This is a genomic window from Sphingopyxis sp. (assembly GCF_016463645.1).
GTDB lineage: Bacteria > Pseudomonadota > Alphaproteobacteria > Sphingomonadales > Sphingomonadaceae > Sphingopyxis.
Map to the genome: position 1 here is coordinate 1 of NZ_JAEMQX010000018.1, position 19,291 is coordinate 19,291.

Consider the following 19,291-nt stretch of genomic DNA (forward strand, 5'->3'; position numbering starts at 1 on the left):
CCCCACGGGCTGTCCTTGCGCCGCTTCTTGCCGCGCCGCGAGCGGCTCGACAGCCAGGGGATGACGAAGAAGATGAAGAAGATGAAACCGATGAAGAATAGCCCGCCGAAATCGCCGTCGCCGGCGCGGTCGCGCTCGGCCTTGTCGGCGGCGGCGGCGCGTGCGGCGGCTTCCTCGGGCGTCAGCTGTATCTGCTCGGCGATCGCATTGACGCCGTCCTGGATGCCGCCGGGCATGTCGCCCGCCTTGAACTTCGGCGTCACGACGTCGCGGATGATCCGCCCCGACAAGGCATCGGTCAGGATCGGTTCGAGTCCGTAGCCGACCGAGATATTCATCCGCCGCTCGTTCGGCGCGATCAGGAAAACGACGCCGTCATCCTTTTCCTTGTCGCCGATCTGCCACTCGCGGCCGAGCCGGTAGCCATAGTCCGAGACGTCATGACCTTCGAGGTCGCGCACCGTCGCGACGACGAACTGGTGTCCCGTCTTTTGCTGGAGTTCGAGCAGCTGTGTGTTGAGCGCGGCTTCCTCGGCTGCGGGGATGATATCCGCCTGATCGACGACCGGATTGCCCGCAAGCTTGGGGAAGGTTTGTGCGGCGGCCGGCGTCGCCAACAGTGAAAAGCCCAGCGTCCAGCCGAGCAAAAGCGACCTCATAGCGGATCTCCCGTCCGGGTGGCGACGGCTTCGATACCGGCCGACACGCCGTCGGCATAATCGGCGCGTTTGAAATATTCCGTCATGTCTTTCACGGCGTCCAGCGCCTTGTCGTCGGTGTTTTGTGCGTTCTTCGTATCGAGTCAGGCGCTCGGACAAACGGGCTTCCTCTTGGGCGGTAAGAATATCTGCTGCGTCCGTCACCCGGCCAGCGAGCGCCATTTCAGGAACGCCGTTGCAAAAGGCCGTTTCCTTTGCGGCCCCCGGTTCCGGTGCCGCCTTGCATCCGCCCGCGACCGTCAGGATCGCGAGCGGAGCGGCAAAAACGGCGTGGCGCATGGCCTTATTGCCCGAAATCGACCTTCGGTGCCTGGTTGGCGTTCGGAGTGATTGCCTTGTATGGGGTCATCGGCTGTGCGCCATGGACGATCTTGGCGCCGATGATGTCGGGGAAGGTGCGGATCGTCGTGTTATAGTCCTGCACAGCGGCATTATAGTCCTGAACCGTTACGTTGATGCGGTTCTCTGTGCCCTCGAGCTGGGTCATCAGGTCGGCGAAACGCGCCTGGCTCTTGAGGTCGGGATATTGTTCGACAGTGACGAGCAGGCGGCCGAGCGCGCCCGACACATTGCCCTGCGCCTGCTGGAACGCCTGAACCTTGGCGGGGTCGTTGAGGTCGTCGGTGCTCAGCTTGACCTGCGTTGCCGAGGCGCGCGCCTGGATCACGCCTTCCAGCGTCGACTGCTCGATCTTCGACGCACCCTTCGCGGTTTCGACGAGATTGGGAATCAGGTCCGCGCGGCGCTGATAGGCGGCTTCGACATTGGCCCACTTGGCCTTGGCGGCCTCTTCCTTGGTCGGGACGCTGTTGATGCCGCAGGCGGACAGGCTCATCGCGGCGACAGGCAGGATCAACCAGCGAGCGGAACGATAGGTCATGGACAGAAACTCCCTCCGGCGGCGTTTTGCCGCAACAATACACATAATAGGATGGCGCTTGCCTTTGTGCAATCGGCACGGCAGTTTTGCGGGCAGGGATCAACCATCCGGGGAACAGTAACATGCTGGCAGAATTCAGGGAATTTATTGCGCGCGGCAATGTCATCGATCTGGCGGTCGGCGTCATCATCGGCGGCGCCTTCGCGACGATCACCGGTTCGCTGACCGAGGATCTGATCATGCCGCTCGTCGGCTGGATTTTCGGCGGGGTCGATTTCTCGAGCCAGTTCATCCTGCTCGGTAGCGTGCCCGACGGGATCGCGGCGACCGACTATGCTACGCTCAAGAAGGCCGGTGTGGCAATGATCGGCTATGGCGCCTTCATCACCGCGGTGATCAATTTTCTGATCCTCGCATGGATCATCTTCCTGCTCGTGAAGATGGTGAACCGCGTCATCCGCAAGGCTCCCGATGCTCCCGCCGGTCCGAGCGAGGTCGACCTGCTCACCGAAATCCGCGACGAATTGCGAAAGAAATAAGGGGGTTGAGCCCTTTACGGGATGAACGGCCCGCCTGCGCTCTTCCAAAGCGCGGGCGGGTTTCCTATATGGGTCGTTGCTGGCTTCGGCCGGCTATGAGGATAAATGGTGTCGTGGAATAGACACAGCGGACCCGGGGGCAGTACCCGGCGGCTCCACCACAAACCCGCGTTTCTTCGATGGGCGCGCGGGTTTCTGACGGGGCCGAACCAGGATCGACGTGTGTTCAAAGACGATGTTTTCTTCCGGGCTGAGTAACCCGTTCAAGGCTCAAAACTATAAGTGCTAACGATAACGAAGCACTCGCTCTTGCTGCCTAACCGATAAGCCTCACGGCCTAAGGTTAGACAAATAGAACGCGGTTCGGACCGAACCGGGCAACAGAATCGGATACCAGCGGCTGGGGACGAGCCGGGCAACAGAATCGTCCCACCTTTCCCTCATCCTGACATGAAAAAGGGAGCGGCGAACCGCTCCCTCTCCCGAGTTGTGCGGGCTCAGCTGCCTTGCGGCGCAAAGGATGTGCTGTCCACGCGCAGATTATTCTGCACATTTTTGACGCCCGTCACGTCGTCGGCAAGATCCTCGGCGCGCCGCTTGGAACGCTTGCCGTCGACGCTGCCGTCGAGTGTGACCTCGCCGCCCGAGACGGTGACGCCGATCCGCGAGGCATCGATCCAGTAATCCTCGGTCAGGCGGTCGTTCACATCCTCGCGGATACGATCGTCCGAGCGGATATAGTCGGTCGGCCCGCGTCCGCGATGGTCGCGTTCGCGGCGGCGTTGCGCGTCTTCGTCGCCGAACCACGACAGTACCTCGTCGCCCGCGCGTTCGAAAAAGCCGCGCTCGCCCCGGCCGCGCGGCGCATAACCGCTGCGGTCGTAGGTCGAGCGCCCGAAATCGCCGGCGGCATAGGGGAGGTATGTCGGCCAACCATAGGGATCGGCATAGCCCATATAGGCCCATGCCGACTGGCGCTCATATTCGTCACGCCGGTCGCGGTTGCGCGCGCTACGATAGCGATCTTCATCGCTGCGGGCGCCATAGCGTTCGTCGTTCCAGTAGTGCCGCGAACCATAGCTGCGGTTCCAGTCATTGCCGGCGTAGTCACGCGGATGGTTGGCGCTATAGTGCCCGCGCTCGGTGCGTTCGCGCCCGCTTCGACCATAATCGCCATGGCGTCCACTATCACGCGGACCGAAGCCGGCTTCGGGATAGCCGCCATAGGCGTAGCCGCTACCGTCGTCGGTGCGGTTTGTTTCCCAATCATAGAGCGGGCCCGTCTGCGTCTCGCGATCACTGTCCGCATCGCGACTGCCTCGGTCCCGGTTCGTTTGCCTTTCCACTTTCCGTCTCCTCGTTTCGCTTGGGGGAGCGGCTGGCAGGCGCTTGGGGGTAGCGCCCCCAACCTGTCCGACTGACGCGTGCGTCAGGCGCGAGTTCCGGTGCTTTCGACGAACCGAGTGGAAAAGCGTGAGCGTTACTGATGCGTCAGTGCTGGCTTTCGCAATGGCGATGATCGCCGAGAGCCTCGATTACCCGGCAGTCGGCGGCGACGCCGCCGCGGCAGCGCCCGACGATGCGTGCGAGTTCGTCGCGGAGCACGACGAGCTGCGCGATCTTCGCCTCGACCTGTTCCAGATGCGCGGTCGCGATCCGATCGGCCTCGCCGCAGTCGCGCGCCGGGTCGTCGGACAGGTCGAGCAGCGAGCGAATCTCCTCGATCGTGAAGCCGAGGTCGCGCGAATGGCGCACGAAGCTCAGCCTCGATCGATGCGCGTCGCCATAGCTGCGGTAATTCGCCGCGGTGCGATCCGGCGCGGGAAGCAGCCCGATGCGCTCATAATAGCGGATGGTTTCGATATTGGTGCCGGTGGCACGCGACAATTCGCCGATTTTCATCGCTTGACCCTGTAGTTGCTACAGGGTGCATATAGGACGCCGACTCGAAGATAACAGGAGATTTCGGCGATGGCCGATCAATGCTGTGCCGGTAAAAGCGGCAAGACCGCGCTCAATGATCCCAAGTGGCGGCGAATCCTGTGGATCGCGCTGATCATCAACGCCGCTATGTTCGGCGTCGAGATTGTCGCGGGGGTCGCGGCGGATTCACGCGCGCTGCAAGCCGACGCGCTCGATTTCCTGGGCGACAGCGCCAATTATGCGATCAGCCTTGGCGTTGCCGGCATGGCGCTGGCATGGCGCGCCCGCGCCGCCTTGCTGAAGGCGGGGACAATGCTCGTTTTTGGCCTCTGGGTGTTCGGATCGGCGGTCTGGGGCTTCGTCACCGGATCGGCGCCGCATGCCGAGACGATGGGGTTGATCGGTGCGCTCGCGCTCGCCGCCAATGTCGCGGTCGCGCTGATGCTCTATCGCTACCGGACCGGGGACGCCAACATGCGCTCGGTGTGGATATGCTCGCGTAACGATGCGATCGGCAACATCGCCGTGATGAGTGCGGCGCTTGGCGTGTTCGGCACCGGCCGCAGCTGGCCCGACCTCGCGGTTGCGGCAATCATGGCGGCGCTCGCGATCTGGGGCAGTATCGAGGTCTTCCGGCAGGCGCGCGGCGAACTTGCCGGCGCGCCCGCCTAGAAACTACGCGAGGCTGTTTCCGAGGCCGATGACGACGGTCGATGTCATGAGGACGGCGATTCCGAGCCGGACGAGCGCGCGCGTGCGCTGGCCCGCGGGCGCCCATTCCTTGAGTGCGAAACCCCAGAGCGTCGAAAAGAGGATGATGCTCGCCATGTGCAGCGTCCAGCTCGAAAAGCCGAAGCGGCCCATCTGGCTTTCGCCCATGGTGTAGAAGAAGAACTGGAAATACCAGAGCGTGCCGCCGAGCGCGGCGAGGCCATAGTTGAGCGCGAGCGGCGGCTTTTCGGTCGCACCGGGCGCAGCCTCGCCCGCGAACTGGCGCACGCTGCGATTGCGCGCGATCAGGATCGCGCACCAGATGAGGTTGGTGGTGAGTCCGCCGAGCAGTACGACGCAGAGCACCGGTAGCCCTTGCCACAGCGGGTCGGTGCCCGCAGCGAGCGTCAGCTCGCGGACCGGCGCGCCGGCGTCGAGGCCCCATGCGAAACAGCCTGACATGATGCCGGAGAAGACCGCGATCGAGAGTCCCTTGCGCAGGTCGAACTCGGACTTGTCCGCCTCCGCGACTGCTTCGCCCATCTCGCGTTCCTTGCGCCGCCCCGCCTGCGCGACGATGGCGATGCCTGCAAGCGTGATCGCGATGCCGAGAAACACCGTCTGCCCGCTCGTCGTCGCGAAAAGCTCACCCAGCGTACCGCGGAAAATCGGCGGTCCCATCGTGCCGATCACGGTCGTCAGCCCGAGCGCGACCGCCATGCCGAGCGACAGCCCGAGGTAGCGCATGGTGAGCCCGAAGGTCAGCCCGCCGAGCCCCCACATCGCACCCCAGAACCAGCACCAGAACCAGATATCACCGGGCGTCCGGCCCAGTACGCCGATCAGGTCGTGCGTCTGGATCGATGCGAACAGCCAAGGCGCGATCAACCACGAAAAGATGCCGCCGGTGATCCAGAAAATCTCCCACGACCAGGCACGGATACGCTTGTACGGCACATAGAAGCTCGCCGATGACAGTCCGCCGAGCCAGTGAAAGAACACGCCAAGCAGCGGGTTCGCATCCATCCCTTTTCTCCCCTCGTCAGTCGCAGGTGGCCAGCGTCTCTTGGCCGATCTTGTTGATATTGGTCACGCCGGTATCGGCGATCGACGCAGCTTTCACGCGGCTTCTTCCATCCGTTCGGCTTCCTCGCGCCATCGATTGCGATAAGCCGCAAGGTCGATGCCAAGCGGCTCGACGAGCTCGAGCGGTTCCGTGGGCGGCAAGGCGGCATCGATCAGCCTTAACGCACCATAGGAGACGTCGTTGTGTGCCTTGCCGGTATAGATGCGAAGGTCGGGGCGCAGCGCGGCGAGCGCACGGACAAAGACCTGTCCTTCGGCGAAGCGGCCTTCGATCAGCAGGCGTTCCTGCGTGCCGATGAGATCGAGCGACGCATCGACGACGAGCGCCGCGTAAAGCGACACCGCCGCGCGGCGCGCGCCATGATCTTCGGGCTCGGCGACCCAGCGGCCGCGGCCGTGAGGGAAGGGGCCGAAGCCCGGCGCAAAGGTCGGGAGGACCATCGCGCCGTTCGCAAGTACATCGGGAACTGTCGCGAGCAACGTGGGCTGGTCGGCAGCGATGTCGATCCGCCGCGTGTCGAGACCGATCAGCGTTTCGATCTCGCGTCCGCCCATGAAACGCGCCGACGGGACCGGCACGCCAAAGACGTCGACGTTGATCAGGCAATCGCGCGCTTCGTCGAGGCGGCTCGTGTCGATCGAGGCCGCGTCCCCGAGCGAACGCATCGCGACGAACCAGGTCCCGGTCGACAGCACGGTCGATTCCCGATCGGCGATTTCGGAAAAGCCGCGCGCCGCGAGCAGCGCTGCGTTTGAATCGTGGAGGCCGCAATGAACTTCGGTGTCGGCGGGCAGGCCGGTGCGAAAGACCCATTCGGGGGTCAGCGTGCCGAGTATTTCCCGAGCCGCACGCAACGGGGCGAGCCGCTTCGCCCAGCCGCGCCTTTCGGCGAGTTCCGATGGAGTTCCTTTGAGCGGCTTCCAGAGATCGGTGTGACAGCCGAGGCTTGTCACCTCCACCGCCGCGACCCCGCTCAGAAGCCAGCTCCAATATTGCGCCCACGGCAAGATCTGCGTGCCCTTCGCAAGCGCGGGGTCGAGCTGTTCGAGGCGAAAGATTTGCGCACCGAGGTTCAACCCGTCGGGAAGGGCTGGGGAGCCGCTCTCGGAAAATGCGTCGCGCCCGGCGTCATAGTCCGAGCGCAGGCCGGCGGACAGCGGCTCTTCGTAATCGAGCGGAGGGCAGGCGAGCCGGTCGTCGCGGATGATCGCGGCGCCCGCGCCATGGCCGACCGGCACGATCGCGCCGACGTCGGCGAGCGTGCCGAAATAGCGCAGCACTTCGATGGCCCAAGCCTCGATCCCGGCTGTGTCCAGCGCGGCGTAGCTGCCCGTTCTGACGCGTTCGTTGGGACGCACGCGCCGTTCTATCAACGCGCCCTCCGGCGACCAGAGGCTGAGTTTCGCCAGCGTTTTTCCGACGTCGAGGACTATGGTGGCGCGACCCTTCATTCCTCTCCCTTTTGCTTCGTTGCGACTGAATTTGATCGAACTTTATCGAAACTGATTGCAGGATGCCAGCGATTTCGATACAAGCCGCCCAACGACGAAACAACGAGTTTCCTTATGCCCGATCTGCTGGACGCCTCATCCAAATCCGACCCCGCCGCGTTGCGCTTCGCGGTTCCGCCGAATCGCTGGTCGGATGATGAGGCGGCGGGCAAGGCGCCCGAGGATCTGCTCCTCTATCGCTCGAACCTGCTCGGCTCGGACCTCACCGTCACCAACTTCGGCGGCGGCAACACGTCGGCCAAACTCGGCGCGCGCGATCCGCTGACCGGCGAAACCGTCAATGTGCTGTGGGTAAAGGGATCGGGCGGCGATATAGGATCGATGAAGCTCGACGGCTTTTCGACGCTTTATCTCGAAAAGCTGCTCGGCCTCGAAAAACTCTATCGCGGGCTCGCGCATGAGGACGAGATGGTCGGCTATCTGCCGCATTGCACCTTCGCGCTCAACCCGCGCGCGGCGTCGATCGACACGCCGCTCCACGCCTGTCTGCCCTTTGCCCATGTCGACCATGTCCATCCCGACGCGATTATCGCGCTCGCGGCGTCGAGCGAAGGCGAGGCCGCGACGCGGGCGATCTGGGGTGGCGCGGTCGGCTGGCTGTCATGGCAGCGTCCGGGCTTCGATCTCGGACTGAAGCTGCGCGATTATGTCGCTGCCCATCCCGGCCTCCGCGGAGTGATGCTCGCGGGGCACGGGCTCATCTGCTGGGGCGACAGCGCAAGGGCCTGCTACGATAACACGATCGGATTGATTGCCGACGCCGCCAATTATCTGAACACAAAGCTGGCGGGCGGCCCGGTCTTTGGCGGACAAAGCGTCGCGTCGCGGCCGGCGGCTGAACGGGCGGCGGCGGCGGCGGCGCTGATGCCTGCGCTGCGCGGGCTGATGGGCGGCTGCCGGGTCGGTCATTTTGCCGACGATGCCGAAACGCTCGAATTCGCCGGCAGTCGCGATTTTGCGAAGCTCGCGGCGATCGGGACTTCGTGCCCCGATCATTTCCTGCGCACCAAGATCGCGCCGCTCGTGCTCGATCCGTCGCGGATCGAAGACCGAGACTATCTAGCCGAACGGATCGAGGCCTACCGCGCGGGCTATGCCGCTTATTACCAGCGTTGCGCACGGGTAAACTCGCCCGCGATGCGCGATCCCAATCCGGTCGTCGTGCTCGTCCCCGGCATCGGCCGCATGACCTTTGCCGGCGACAAGACGACTGCGCGGCTCGCGGGCGAATTCTATGCCAATGCGATCAATGTGATGCGCGGCGCCGAGGCGATCGGCGCCTACGTCGGGCTCGACGAGCAGGAAGCGTTCGACATCGAATATTGGCTTCTCGAGGAAGCGAAGCTGCAGCGGATACCGAAGCCGAAGCCGCTTGCGGGTCGCATCGCGCTCGTCACCGGCGGGGCGGGGGGGATCGGTGCGGCGACCGCCGAGCGTCTGGCGGCCGACGATGCGTGCGTGTTGCTCGTCGACCGCGATGCCGATGCACTGACGAAGGCTGCCTCGGAACTCGAAGGGCGTTTCGGTCGCGACCGGATCCGCTCTGTGGTGTGCGACGTGACCGACGAGATGCAGGTCGCCGCGGCTTTCGCTGCGTGTGCACGCGAATTTGGCGGGCTCGACATCCTCGTTGCCAACGCCGGCATTGCGTCGTCGGCGCCGATCGAGGACACGACGCTCGATCTGTGGCAGCGCAACTACGACGTACTCGCACGGGGCTATTTCCTCACGGCGCGCGCGGCTTTCCCGTTCATGAAGCAGCAAGGCGGCGGCTCGATCGTCTTTATCGGATCGAAGAACGGCATTGCCGCGGCGACCAACGCGTCCGCCTATGCCTCGGCGAAGGCGGCGGCGCTGCATCTCGCGCGCTGTCTCGCGCTCGAAGGCGCGCCGTTCGGTATCCGCGTCAACACGGTCAATCCCGACGCGGTGATCAGGGGGTCGCGCATCTGGGATGGGGACTGGCGCCGCGAACGCGCCGGCGCGCACGGGATCGATTCGGGCAGCGAACTCGAGGAACATTATCGTAACCGCTCGATGCTGAAGCGCGACGTGTTGCCCGAGGATGTCGCCGAAGCCGTCTATTTCCTCAGTAGCGATATGGCGGCAAAGTCGACCGGAAACATGATCAATGTCGACGCGGGTAATGCGCAGGCATTCACGCGATAAGGCACGGAATCAGGAGAGAGTTATGACCGGCAACCTGCCGCTCGCACAGGAGGAGATCGAGCGGCTGAACGCCGGTCTGACCGATGCGCTCGACGATGACTATAGTGGCCTCGGTCGCCAACTCGGGCGGCGCGGGGTCGATATCGATGCGGTAAAGGCGCGCGTCGCGGACTTTTCGGTCGCAGTGCCGAGCTGGGGCGCCGGGCGCGGCGGTACGCGCTTCGCGAAATTCCCGATCGCGGGTGAGCCGACCAACATTCACGAAAAGCTCGAGGATTGCGCGGTCATTCAGCAACTCGGCCGTGCGACGCCGCGCGTCAGTCCCCATTTTCCGTGGGACAAGGTCGGCGATTATCGGGCCTTGCGCGAAGAGGCTGCGGCGCTCGGGCTCGGCTTCGACGCGGTGAACAGCAACACTTTTCAGGACCAGCCGGGGCAGGCGGTGAGCTATGTCACGGGCTCGCTTTCCTCGACGCACGCCGACGTGCGCGAGCAGGCCGTCGCGCATAATATCGAATGTATCGAGATCGGCCGGCAACTCGGCGTTACCGATCTTACTGTCTGGGTCGGCGACGGCACCAACTTCCCGGGGCAGCAGGATCTGGGTCGCAGCCTCGATCGTTATCTCGATGCGGCATCCCAAGTCTATGCGGCGCTGCCCGGCGACTGGCGGATGCTGATCGAGCACAAGATGTTCGAGCCCGCTTTTTATTCGACGGTGATTTCGGATTGGGGCAGTTCGATCCTCGTTGCGCAGGAACTGGGCGACAAGGCAAAATGCCTCGTCGACCTGGGTCACCATGCACCCAATGTGAACATCGAGCAGATCGTCGCGCGGCTCCATCGCTTCGGAAAGCTCGGCGGTTTCCATTTCAACGACAGCAAATATGGTGATGACGATCTCGACTCGGGATCGATCAACCCGCACCAGCTCTTCCTCGTCTTCAACGAACTGGTCGAGGCCGAGATGAATCCGCGCGGCGATTTTCGTCCCGCCTATATGATCGATCAGTCGCATAATGTGACCGACCCGATCGAGAGCATGCTGTCGTCGGCCGAAGCGATCGTCGCGGCCTATGCCAAGGCGCTGCTCGTCGATCGCGAGGCGCTGCTCGCGGCGCAGGAGGCCAACGACACGATGATGGCGTTCCAGACGCTGCGCATTGCCTATCGCACCGACGTTACCCCGATCCTCGCGATGGCGCGTGCCGAGGCAGGCGGAGCGATCGATGCGATCGCGGCCTATCGTGCAAGCGGCTGGCGGGGACGCAAGGCGCAGGAGCGGCGCGCCGCAGGGGCGGCGGCCGGCATCGTCTAATCATTCGATTGCAACTCGGCGCAGCTCCCGTCAAATAGGCGCAACTGGACAGGGACCCCGATGCACGCAGCCGAACGCGAAAAAATGATCCTCGACAGCCTGGGCGAAAGCGGGTTCGTCTCGTTCCGCGAACTCGAAGCCCGGGTTGCGGCGTCGCCTGCGACGATCCGCCGCGACCTCGACCGGCTGGAGGAAGCGGGGGTGATCACGCGCGTCCGCGGTGGCGCAAAGCGCGTCGGGGGCGCCGCCGGTGCCCCGGCTACGGCCGAAGAGGGCCTGTCGGGCATTCCCTTTCACGAGAATATCGGACGCAACCGCACCGCCAAGGAAGCGATCGGGCGTGCAGCGGCGCGACTGTGCATCCCGGGCGAAGGGGTGATGATCGACGGCGGCTCGACGACACTGCAGATGTGTCCGCATCTTGACGGTTTGAGCCTGCAGGTTCTGACCAATTCGCTCCATATCGTCAGCGCGCTGTTGCCGCAGCCGACGACGCGAATCCTCATTCCCTCGGGGCAGGTGTTTCGTGAGCAGAATATCGTCCTGTCGGCCGCGGGTGACGACGGGATGCCACGTTTCCATGCGCCGAAGCTGTTCATGGGCGCGGCGTCGATGGGTCCTGCCGGGCTGATGCAGGCCGACGTGATTCTCGTTGCCGCCGAGCGCCGGCTGATCGAACGTGCCGACGAGATCATCGTTCTCGTCGACAGCTCCAAATTCTCGGGTCCTTCGGGCAATGTCGTCTGTTCGCTCGACGAGATCGATGTCGTCGTCACCGATTCGGGGATCGACCCCCGCCATGTCGCGATGATGGAAGCCGCCGGCATTCGCGTCGTCATCGCCTGAATCCCTCAAAGCGCAAAAAACCGCGGGCTACTCTCCCGCTCGCGCATGAATGATTGAATTTGATCATTGACGTGATCATTAAAGACAAATAATGAGCAGTGATGCAAAAACGCTCGACGAAGCGTGGCATCGGAGGAAGAAGATTGCCGACAGGCGCCTCCGTCGAAAAGGGACAGCCCGCGAAGCGGGTGCAGGGAGGATGCGATGAAGGCAATGACTGCGGGTCTGGATATGGTTGCACAGCGACGCGCGAGGCGGCGTGGCATTTCGGCACTCGCGTGCGCAGGGGCGCTGCTGGGCGCCAATGCGGCGCACGCGCAGGATGCCGATGCGGAAGCGCCGACCGATGCCGATATCGTCGTCACCGGCACCTTGCTGCGTGGCGTCGCGCCGGTCGGCACCAATGTCGTTGCAGTCAGCGAGGCCGATGTCGTCGCCTCGGGTGCCGCGTCGGCGAACGACCTGCTCGCCTCGATCCCGCAGGTCGGCAATTTCGGGACGATCCCTGCCGGGCTGGGCAATTTCGGCAATCCGATCGTGCGTCCCAACATCCGCAATCTCGGCAATAGCGGCGGCTCGACGACACTCGTGCTCGTCGACGGTCACCGCATGGTCGGGGCGGGCATATTGCAGACGAGCTTCGACCCGTCGGTTATCCCGCCCGACGTGATCAAGCGCGTCGACGTCATCCCCGATGGCGGCTCGTCGATCTACGGCTCGGACGCGATCGGCGGCGTGATCAACTTCATCACGCGTGACCGCTACGACGGGATCGGCGTCAATGCGCGCTATGGTTTCGCCAAAAATTACCAGACGATCGATGCGAGCGCCATCGCGGGCAAGGATTGGGGGTCGGGCTCGGCCTTCATTTCCTATTCCTATGCATGGCACGACGATCTGATCGGGCTCGACCGCGATTATGCGACCGCTAATCAGACGAGCCGCGGTGGCGGCGATTTCCGCAGCACGGCCTGCGCGCTCGCGAACATCACGGTCGGCACGACGACCTATGCGCTTCCCGCCCGGGCGCCGGGGGTCAATCGCTGCGATCAGACCGACTATGCGGCGATCTATCCGCGCGAGGAACGCCACAGCGTCTTTGCCGGGCTGACGCAGGATCTCAGCGATTCGGTCGCGTTCAAGCTGTCGGCCTATTGGTCGAAGCGCGACACGCTGCATCGCAGCGCGCAGAGCAGCGCGAGCGGGACGATCACCGCGGCCAATCCCTTCTTCCGCCCGATCGGCGCCGAACTCGCGCACACGGTGTCTTTCGCGTTCGACGACGTCTTCGGTCCGAGCAACGACAGCCCGTCGAGCTTCACCTCCTATGGGATCACCCCCAGCTTCGACTTCGAGCTTGGTGGCGGCTGGCAGCTGCGCACCATGGCCAATTTCGGACGCAGCGAGAATGAATCGACCGAGCGGTCGTTCAACTCGACCCTCGCGACGATTGCGCTTGCTGGGACGACCACCGCGACCGCGCTCAATCCCTATAATCTCTCGGCAACCTCGCCTGCAGTGCTCGCGGCGATCGACGATTTCGTCAACTATGGCGACGCGACGCAGGAACTCGCGGAAGGTCGTGTTGTGCTCGACGGCCCGCTGACCCGATTGCCCGGCGGTGACATCCGTCTCGCGGTCGGCGGCGAATATCATTACGAAAATATCCGCTCCTTCACCGGCAGCGGTCCCGAAGCCGCGGTCACCGGATCGAACGCCTATGCCGCGCGCAACGTCAAATCCTTGTTCGGCGAACTGCTGATCCCGATCTTCGGCGCCGACAATCGCACGCCCGGCTTCTACAGCCTCGAACTGTCGGGCTCGGTCCGTTACGACGATTACAGCGATGTCGGCAGCACGACCAATCCCAAGATCGGGGTGACCTGGCGGCCGTTCGAGGCTTTGACGATCCGCGGCAATTACGGCACGTCGTTCCACGCGCCGAGTCTCGCCGATCTTGGCAATTCGGTCGACGCGCGTGTACAGGTGCTGCCGTTCAGCCCGTTCCGCGCGCCGAACAGCTCGCCGTTCGATGCGCTGCGCCCGACGATCGCGATCGCCGGCGGCAACGCCAATCTGAAGCCCGAGAAGGCCGATACCTGGTCGCTCGGCTTCGACCTCAAGCCCGCGGCGATCGAGGGCTTCGTCGCCAGCGCGACCTATTTCAATGTGAAGTTCAAGGACGCGATTGCGGTTCCCCCCTTTACCTCGCCGCTGATGTTCACGACACCCGCCTATTCGGATTTCTACATCCTCAATCCGACGCTTGCGCAGGCGCAGGCGGCGGCGGGCAACCTCCGCGTCGACGGTGTGCCGAACCTTGCGACGCTGTTCGCGATCAGCTCGCCCTATGTGCTGTTTCTTGCGCAGCGCGCGAACCTCGGCGCGGTGAATGTCGACGGGATCGACTTCAACCTCGCCTATAATCGCCCGACCGGTTTCGGCTCGATCAACGCGAATTTCACGGGCAGCTATCTCCTGAACCGCGAGACGCAGGTGGTGCAGGGCGGACCGGTCAACGACGACCTCAAGAACGGCACCGGCCGTTTTCTCTTCACCGCGGGGCTCGGCGCAACCGCAGGCGATTTCACCGCGCGCGCGACGCTCAACCATCGCAGCGGTTATCCGGTCATCGGCCTCGCGCCGCAGGAGCGTGTCGCGGCATTCGACACCGTCGATCTCTTCTTCAGCTACGATCTTGGCGAAATGCTCGCGAACACGCTGCTGACGCTGAACGTCGACAATGTCTTTGACGAGGACCCGCCGTTCCTGAACAGTGCGTCGGGCTATACCAACGGCAGCACCCTCGGCCGGCTCGTGTCGTTCGGTATCCGCACCAAATTCTGACGGGGAGGTTGGGTTGCCACTGATCGGACGCTTGCGAGGCCTGCTGCTGGGCGCGCTGGCGATGGTTGGCGCCGCCGCTGCGCCGGCCGATGCGCAGGACAAGGCGCCGGCCGAACTCAGGACCGAATATGCGACGGCACCGCTGGGCCTCGACACCGCGGCGCCGCGGTTCGACTGGCGGTCGCCGGTCGCGCGGCAGAGGGCCTATCGCATCCGCGTGGCGACATCGGCCGCGGATCTTGAACGCGCGCCGCTGTGGGATAGCGGCAGGGTCGGCTCCTCCGACAATGTGCAGATCGTCTATGCGGGCCCGGCTCTCGGGTCGCGCCAACGTTATTGGTGGCAGGTGCAGGTCTGGGATGCGGAGGGCAAGGCCTCGGGCTGGAGCGCACCCGCCTGGTGGGAAACCGGGCTGCTTTCGGGCAGCGACTGGCAGGCGAAATGGATTTCGGGGCCCGGACGCCGCGACCATGACTGGGGCGATCTGACGTTCGACGCCGATCTGACGCTGACAGGGAAAAGCGTCGATATCTTGTTCCGTGCTCTGCCGAACGGCAAGACCTACGGCGATAGCTACGTGTGGACGCTCGCTGACGACAAAAATGGTCCCGAGCTCATCCAGACCGTGCGTCGCTATCCCGGAGGCACCAGTTCGGCGGTGAAGATGGAGCGGTTGGGGCAGGTCAAGCTGCCTGCGCCGCTCAAAGGCCGCCGCATCGCGCTGTCGATCCGTGCCGAGGGCAGCCGCATCGTCACGCGCATCGACGGCGCGGTCGTTGCGACCGTCGACAATGACGCACACAAGCATGGCACGATCGGTTTCGCCGGCAAGGAAGCCGGGGCGGCCATCGTTCACAAGGTCAGTGTGACGGGGACGCAAAGCCCGGCGGTCGCTTTCGATTTCGCGGGCGGTGACAATCCCTTCACCGGCGGCGGTGTGTCGAAGGAGGGGCTGGTGATCGCGAGCGGCGTGCCGGGGGTCGATCTGGTGCTGCCGATCGAGGCACCCGCACCGCTCGTTCGCCGCGCCTTTCGCGTTGGCAAGCCGGTCGCGAGCGCGCGTCTCTATGTTGCCGGGGCGGGGATGCCGCGGCTTTTGGTCAACGGCACGGTCGTCGGCTCGTCGCTCGGTGCGGGCTTCACCGCGTATGACAAGCGTGTACTTGCCTATACACATGACGTGACCGACCTGCTGCGCTGCGGCGAGAATATTATCGGCGCCGAGCTGGGACGCGGCTGGTACGGGCTGACCGACCCCAATGAATGGTATTTCCATGCGGCGCCATGGCATGGCGAGCCTGCGCTCAAGGCCCAGCTCGAAATCACCTATGCCGACGGCACGCGCGAGGTGATCGTCACGGACGGTGGCTGGCGCACGATATCGGGTCCGACGCTCAATGACTCGGTGCATCGCGGCGAACGGTACGACGCGCGACGGGTTCCGACAGGCTGGGATCGCGCGGGGTTCCGTGATCGCAAATGGCAGGCGGCGCCGGTCGTTGCGGGGCCGGCGGGGCGGCTTGTAGCCGCCAACTCCGAAGCGATCGAAGCGGTCGAGACGATTTCGCCCGTTGTGGTGAAAGAGGTCGCGCCGGACGTCCAGGTTTATGATTTCGGGCGCATTATTGCGGGATGGCCGGCGCTGGAGGTCAGCGGCCCGCGCGGGCGTACGGTATCGATGGTCGCGAGCGAGCGTATCGCCGACGATGGCAAGGTCGTTCCGGCGGCCGGGCTGATCGACGCGCAGCTCCAGACCGACCGTTATACGCTTGCGGGCAAGGGCGTGGAACGATGGGAGCCGCGCTTCGGCTATCGCGGGTTCCGCTATGTGCAGGTCGATGGTTTTCCGGGTATGCCGGGCGAGGGCGCCCTGACCGCGCGTATCGTCCATTCGGCGGTCGCGCGCACCGGCAGCTTTGCCAGCGCCAATCCGCTGTTGAACAAGATCGACGCCGCAGCGATCGGATCGATCCTCAACAATCTCCACGGTTTCCAGACCGATACGCCGACCTATGAGAAGAACGGCTGGAGCGGCGATGCGCAAGCGTCGGCGGGCGCCGCGGCGCGCAGCCTCGACATCGCGCGCGTCTGGACCAAATGGCTCGCCGACTTCCGCGATGCGCAGTCGGAGAAGGGCGAGGTTCCCGAGATCGCGCCGACGACGCCCTTTTATGGCTATGAAAATACCCCCGGCTGGAACGTGATCTGGGGGCCGACGACGCCATGGGATGCAGCGGCGATGATCCTGCCGTGGGAACTCTACACGACCACGGGCGACACGCGTATCCTGGCCGACAATCATGACATGCAGCGCCGACTGGTCGATTATACCGCGACCTTCATCAAGGCACCCGACTACCAGCGTTCGGCGGGGCTCTCCGAATGGGCGTCGGCGGGCGGCATGGATTACAGCAATGCGCGCGGCGGCGGGATCGACGCGGTGACGACGGCCTATTTCTTCCACGAAGCCGACCTGCTCGCCAAATCGTCGGCGGTCGTCGGCAAGGGCGAGGACGCAGTACGCTACGCGAAGCTCGCGGACGATATTCGCACAGCGTATAACGCGCGCTACTGGGACGCGGCCAATGGCTGGTACCGGACGGTCGATGCGAAGGGCGTGACTGGCCCGGCAACGCAGGTACAGAATATCCTGCCGCTTGCGTTCGGCATGGCGCCCGCAGGCCGTGAACAAAGCGTCGCCGACGCCATCGCGCGCGACGTCGACAAACAGGGGCTGCGCACCGGGGTCTACGGCGCGCGCTACCTGCTCGAAATCCTCAGCGACTATGGCTACGCCGACCTTGCCTATCGCGTCGCGACGCGCACCGACGAGCCGGGCTGGGGCTGGTGGATTCAGAATGGTCACTCGACGATGTTCGAGACGTGGAGCCTGAACAGCCGGTCGCGCGACCATCATTATTTCGCCTCGATCGCCGACTGGATGCGCCAGCGGCTCGCCGGGCTGCGTCCGGGCGCACCGGGGTACAAGGTGGTACTCGTCAAACCCGCGATCCCCGACGGCCTCGCCAGCGCCGAGGCGGCGATGGACACGGTCCACGGCCGCGCCTTCTCGGGGTGGCAGGTCGCGTCGCGCAGCAAGTTGACGCTCACCGTCGAGGTGCCGCCGAATACGACCGGCGAAATCTGGGTGCCGACGCGCTTCGGCGGGATCGCCGCGCCGTCGGGGGCGCAGGTCGTCCGGTCGGAGCGGGGCTATGCAGTCTATCGCACCGGACCCGGCCGTTTCATCTTCAACACCGGAGGCACGCCATGATCCGCGGTTTAATTCTTTCGGCCGCGGCAGTGGCGTCGCCCGTTTCCGCACAGCAGGTGACGATCGACAGCGGCGTTGCCGCGGGCGCGACCGCCGACGGCATCGCATCGTTCAAGGGACTTCCCTATGCAGCGGCGCCCGTCGGCAATCTTCGCTGGAGCCCGCCGGCGCCGGTCACCTCGTGGAGCGCGCCGCGCGATGCGACCGCTTATGGCCCCGACTGCATGCAAAACCCGCTGCCCGGTATTCAGCCCGGCTCGCGGCCGATGAGCGAGGATTGCCTGACGCTCAACGTCTGGACGCCGAAGCCTGCGAAAGGCGCGAAGCTTCCGGTGATGGTCTGGATCCACGGCGGCGGCTTCGTCGGCGGGTCGGGCACCTTGCCCGAAACCGACGGCGGCCTGCTCGCGAAGCGCGATGTCGTGGTCGTCAGCTTCAACTACCGCCTCGGCCGCTTCGGCTTCTTCGCGCATCCCGCGCTGGGCAAGGATGGCAACTGGGGGCTGATGGACCAGGTCGCGGCGCTGAAATGGGTTCAGCGCAATATTGCAGCGTTCGGCGGCGATCCGGCGAAGGTCACCATCTTTGGCGAAAGCGCGGGTGGCGAGTCCGTGTCGCGCCTGATGGCATCGCCCGCCGCCAAGGGGCTTTTCGCGCGCGCGATCGTCGCCTCGGGCGGCGGCCGCGACGACTGGCCGACACTGGCCGATGCGCAGGCGAAGGGTGAGGCATTCGGTACGCGTGCAGGCGCCGCTGATGCCGCGGCGCTTCGCGCTCTGCCGGCGGACAAGGTGCTCGGCAGCATCGCGCTGATGAGCAAGGAAGAGGACCGCTATTCGGGACCGATGACCGACGGGACGATCGTTCCGGCTGGCGCCGGGATGATTTTTGCCGAGGGCAGGCAGGCGCGCATTCCCTATATCATCGGGAGCAACGACGACGAGCTCGGCTTCATCCCCGCGCCGTTCCGCGCGATGGTCAACGGTCCGGTGGAAAAGGCACTCGGCCCGGCCGCCGCCGGCGTGAAGGCGGCCTACGCCAGCGAAGAGGAGGCAAACCGGCGGCTCGGCGGCGATGCGATGTTCGCCGAACCGGCGCTCGCCTTCGGCCTGTTGCAGGCCCGCGCCGGGGCGCCAACCTGGCTTTATCGCTTCGGCTATGTCGCCGAGGGGCAGCGCAAGCCCGATATCGGCGCGGTCCATGCATCTGACGTCGCGTTCCAGTTCGGCAACCTGACCACCGATGCGACCGCCGCCGACCGCGCCGCGGCGAAGCAACTCGGCGATTACTGGACCAACTTCGCAAAGACCGGCGATCCCAACGGCAGCGGGCTGCCTGTCTGGGCACGCCTCGATCCCGCGTCGCCGCAGCTGCTTTCGATCGGCCTCGGCGAGACCGCGATGGCGCCGGGCACGAGGCCTGCACTCACCGCCATCGCAGCGGCACGGGACGGAAAATGATGAAGGA

Annotated in this window: 14 protein-coding genes and 1 other RNA gene; 9 read left to right on the forward strand and 6 right to left on the reverse strand. The window is 64.8% G+C overall.

Annotated features, from left to right (window positions below):
• Window positions 1-659 (reverse strand): YgcG family protein (locus JHC57_RS06345; protein WP_294029164.1); only part of this gene is annotated, 659 nt, incomplete at its 3' end.
• A 343-nt stretch (window positions 660-1,002) separates the two neighbouring features.
• Window positions 1,003-1,599 carry a LemA family protein gene (locus tag JHC57_RS06350; protein ID WP_294029165.1) on the reverse strand — a complete coding sequence of 199 codons (597 nt, stop codon included), beginning with the start codon at window positions 1,597-1,599 and terminating at the stop codon, window positions 1,003-1,005.
• Window positions 1,600-1,721: 122 nt separating this feature from the next.
• Here JHC57_RS06350 and mscL point away from each other — a divergent pair, with 122 nt between their 5' ends.
• Window positions 1,722-2,138 carry a large conductance mechanosensitive channel protein MscL gene (gene mscL, locus JHC57_RS06355; RefSeq protein ID WP_294029166.1) on the forward strand — a complete coding sequence of 139 codons (417 nt, stop codon included), beginning with the start codon at window positions 1,722-1,724 and terminating at the stop codon, window positions 2,136-2,138.
• Window positions 2,139-2,176: 38 nt separating this feature from the next.
• Window positions 2,177-2,533, forward strand: a transfer-messenger RNA (tmRNA) gene (gene ssrA / locus JHC57_RS06360).
• 102 nt (window positions 2,534-2,635) lie between these two features.
• Here ssrA and JHC57_RS06365 read toward each other — a convergent pair.
• On the reverse strand, window positions 2,636-3,484 hold the full coding sequence (locus JHC57_RS06365; protein ID WP_294029167.1) for a BON domain-containing protein: 849 nt from the start codon (window positions 3,482-3,484) through the stop codon (window positions 2,636-2,638).
• A gap of 145 nt (window positions 3,485-3,629) precedes the next feature.
• Complete coding sequence (locus JHC57_RS06370) at window positions 3,630-4,040, reverse strand: helix-turn-helix domain-containing protein (protein WP_294029168.1); 411 nt, start codon at window positions 4,038-4,040, stop codon at window positions 3,630-3,632.
• A 69-nt stretch (window positions 4,041-4,109) separates the two neighbouring features.
• On the opposite strand from JHC57_RS06370, the gene JHC57_RS06375 reads away from it, so the two are divergent.
• Complete coding sequence (locus tag JHC57_RS06375; RefSeq protein ID WP_294029169.1) at window positions 4,110-4,733, forward strand: cation transporter; 624 nt, start codon at window positions 4,110-4,112, stop codon at window positions 4,731-4,733.
• A gap of 3 nt (window positions 4,734-4,736) precedes the next feature.
• Here the strand turns inward: JHC57_RS06375 and rhaT are convergent, their stop codons facing one another.
• Together rhaT and JHC57_RS06385 are read right to left on the reverse strand one after the other, a co-directional pair.
• Entirely contained in the window at window positions 4,737-5,798 is a 1,062-nt protein-coding gene (gene rhaT, locus JHC57_RS06380) for an L-rhamnose/proton symporter RhaT (RefSeq protein WP_294029170.1), read from the reverse strand.
• A 93-nt stretch (window positions 5,799-5,891) separates the two neighbouring features.
• On the reverse strand, window positions 5,892-7,310 hold the full coding sequence (locus JHC57_RS06385; RefSeq protein WP_294029171.1) for a carbohydrate kinase: 1,419 nt from the start codon (window positions 7,308-7,310) through the stop codon (window positions 5,892-5,894).
• Window positions 7,311-7,424: 114 nt separating this feature from the next.
• Between JHC57_RS06385 and JHC57_RS06390 the strand changes: the two genes are divergently transcribed.
• From JHC57_RS06390 to JHC57_RS06415, 6 genes are all read left to right on the forward strand, one after another.
• Window positions 7,425-9,539 carry a bifunctional rhamnulose-1-phosphate aldolase/short-chain dehydrogenase gene (locus JHC57_RS06390; RefSeq protein ID WP_294029172.1) on the forward strand — a complete coding sequence of 705 codons (2,115 nt, stop codon included), beginning with the start codon at window positions 7,425-7,427 and terminating at the stop codon, window positions 9,537-9,539.
• Window positions 9,540-9,561: 22 nt separating this feature from the next.
• Complete coding sequence (gene rhaI, locus JHC57_RS06395) at window positions 9,562-10,857, forward strand: L-rhamnose catabolism isomerase (protein ID WP_294029173.1); 1,296 nt, start codon at window positions 9,562-9,564, stop codon at window positions 10,855-10,857.
• A gap of 84 nt (window positions 10,858-10,941) precedes the next feature.
• Window positions 10,942-11,703, forward strand: coding sequence for a DeoR/GlpR family DNA-binding transcription regulator (locus JHC57_RS06400; RefSeq protein WP_366928530.1), 762 nt, complete (start codon window positions 10,942-10,944; stop codon window positions 11,701-11,703).
• 204 nt (window positions 11,704-11,907) lie between these two features.
• Window positions 11,908-14,550 (forward strand): TonB-dependent siderophore receptor, encoded by a 2,643-nt coding sequence (locus JHC57_RS06405; RefSeq protein WP_294029175.1) that lies wholly within the window; start codon window positions 11,908-11,910, stop codon window positions 14,548-14,550.
• 13 nt (window positions 14,551-14,563) lie between these two features.
• On the forward strand, window positions 14,564-17,824 hold the full coding sequence (locus JHC57_RS06410) for an alpha-L-rhamnosidase (RefSeq protein WP_294029176.1): 3,261 nt from the start codon (window positions 14,564-14,566) through the stop codon (window positions 17,822-17,824).
• Window positions 17,821-19,284, forward strand: a complete 1,464-nt coding sequence (locus tag JHC57_RS06415; RefSeq protein WP_294029177.1) for a carboxylesterase family protein — start codon at window positions 17,821-17,823, stop codon at window positions 19,282-19,284. Before JHC57_RS06410 ends, JHC57_RS06415 begins: the two co-directional genes overlap by 4 nt.
• Window positions 19,285-19,291 lie beyond the last annotated feature (7 nt).

Bases quoted from the DNA above. Each gene is read 5' to 3' on its own strand.
- rhaT (WP_294029170.1), bottom strand. From the start codon at position 5,798: ATGGATGCGAACCCGCTGCTTGGCGTGTTCTTTCACTGGCTCGGCGGA.
- JHC57_RS06375 (WP_294029169.1), top strand. From the start codon at position 4,110: ATGGCCGATCAATGCTGTGCCGGTAAAAGCGGCAAGACCGCGCTCAAT.
- JHC57_RS06415 (WP_294029177.1), top strand. From the start codon at position 17,821: ATGATCCGCGGTTTAATTCTTTCGGCCGCGGCAGTGGCGTCGCCCGTT.
- JHC57_RS06390 (WP_294029172.1), top strand. From the start codon at position 7,425: ATGCCCGATCTGCTGGACGCCTCATCCAAATCCGACCCCGCCGCGTTG.
- mscL (WP_294029166.1), top strand. From the start codon at position 1,722: ATGCTGGCAGAATTCAGGGAATTTATTGCGCGCGGCAATGTCATCGAT.
- JHC57_RS06385 (WP_294029171.1), bottom strand. From the start codon at position 7,310: ATGAAGGGTCGCGCCACCATAGTCCTCGACGTCGGAAAAACGCTGGCG.
- JHC57_RS06350 (WP_294029165.1), bottom strand. From the start codon at position 1,599: ATGACCTATCGTTCCGCTCGCTGGTTGATCCTGCCTGTCGCCGCGATG.
- rhaI (WP_294029173.1), top strand. From the start codon at position 9,562: ATGACCGGCAACCTGCCGCTCGCACAGGAGGAGATCGAGCGGCTGAAC.
- JHC57_RS06370 (WP_294029168.1), bottom strand. From the start codon at position 4,040: ATGAAAATCGGCGAATTGTCGCGTGCCACCGGCACCAATATCGAAACC.
- JHC57_RS06400 (WP_366928530.1), top strand. From the start codon at position 10,942: ATGATCCTCGACAGCCTGGGCGAAAGCGGGTTCGTCTCGTTCCGCGAA.
- JHC57_RS06405 (WP_294029175.1), top strand. From the start codon at position 11,908: ATGAAGGCAATGACTGCGGGTCTGGATATGGTTGCACAGCGACGCGCG.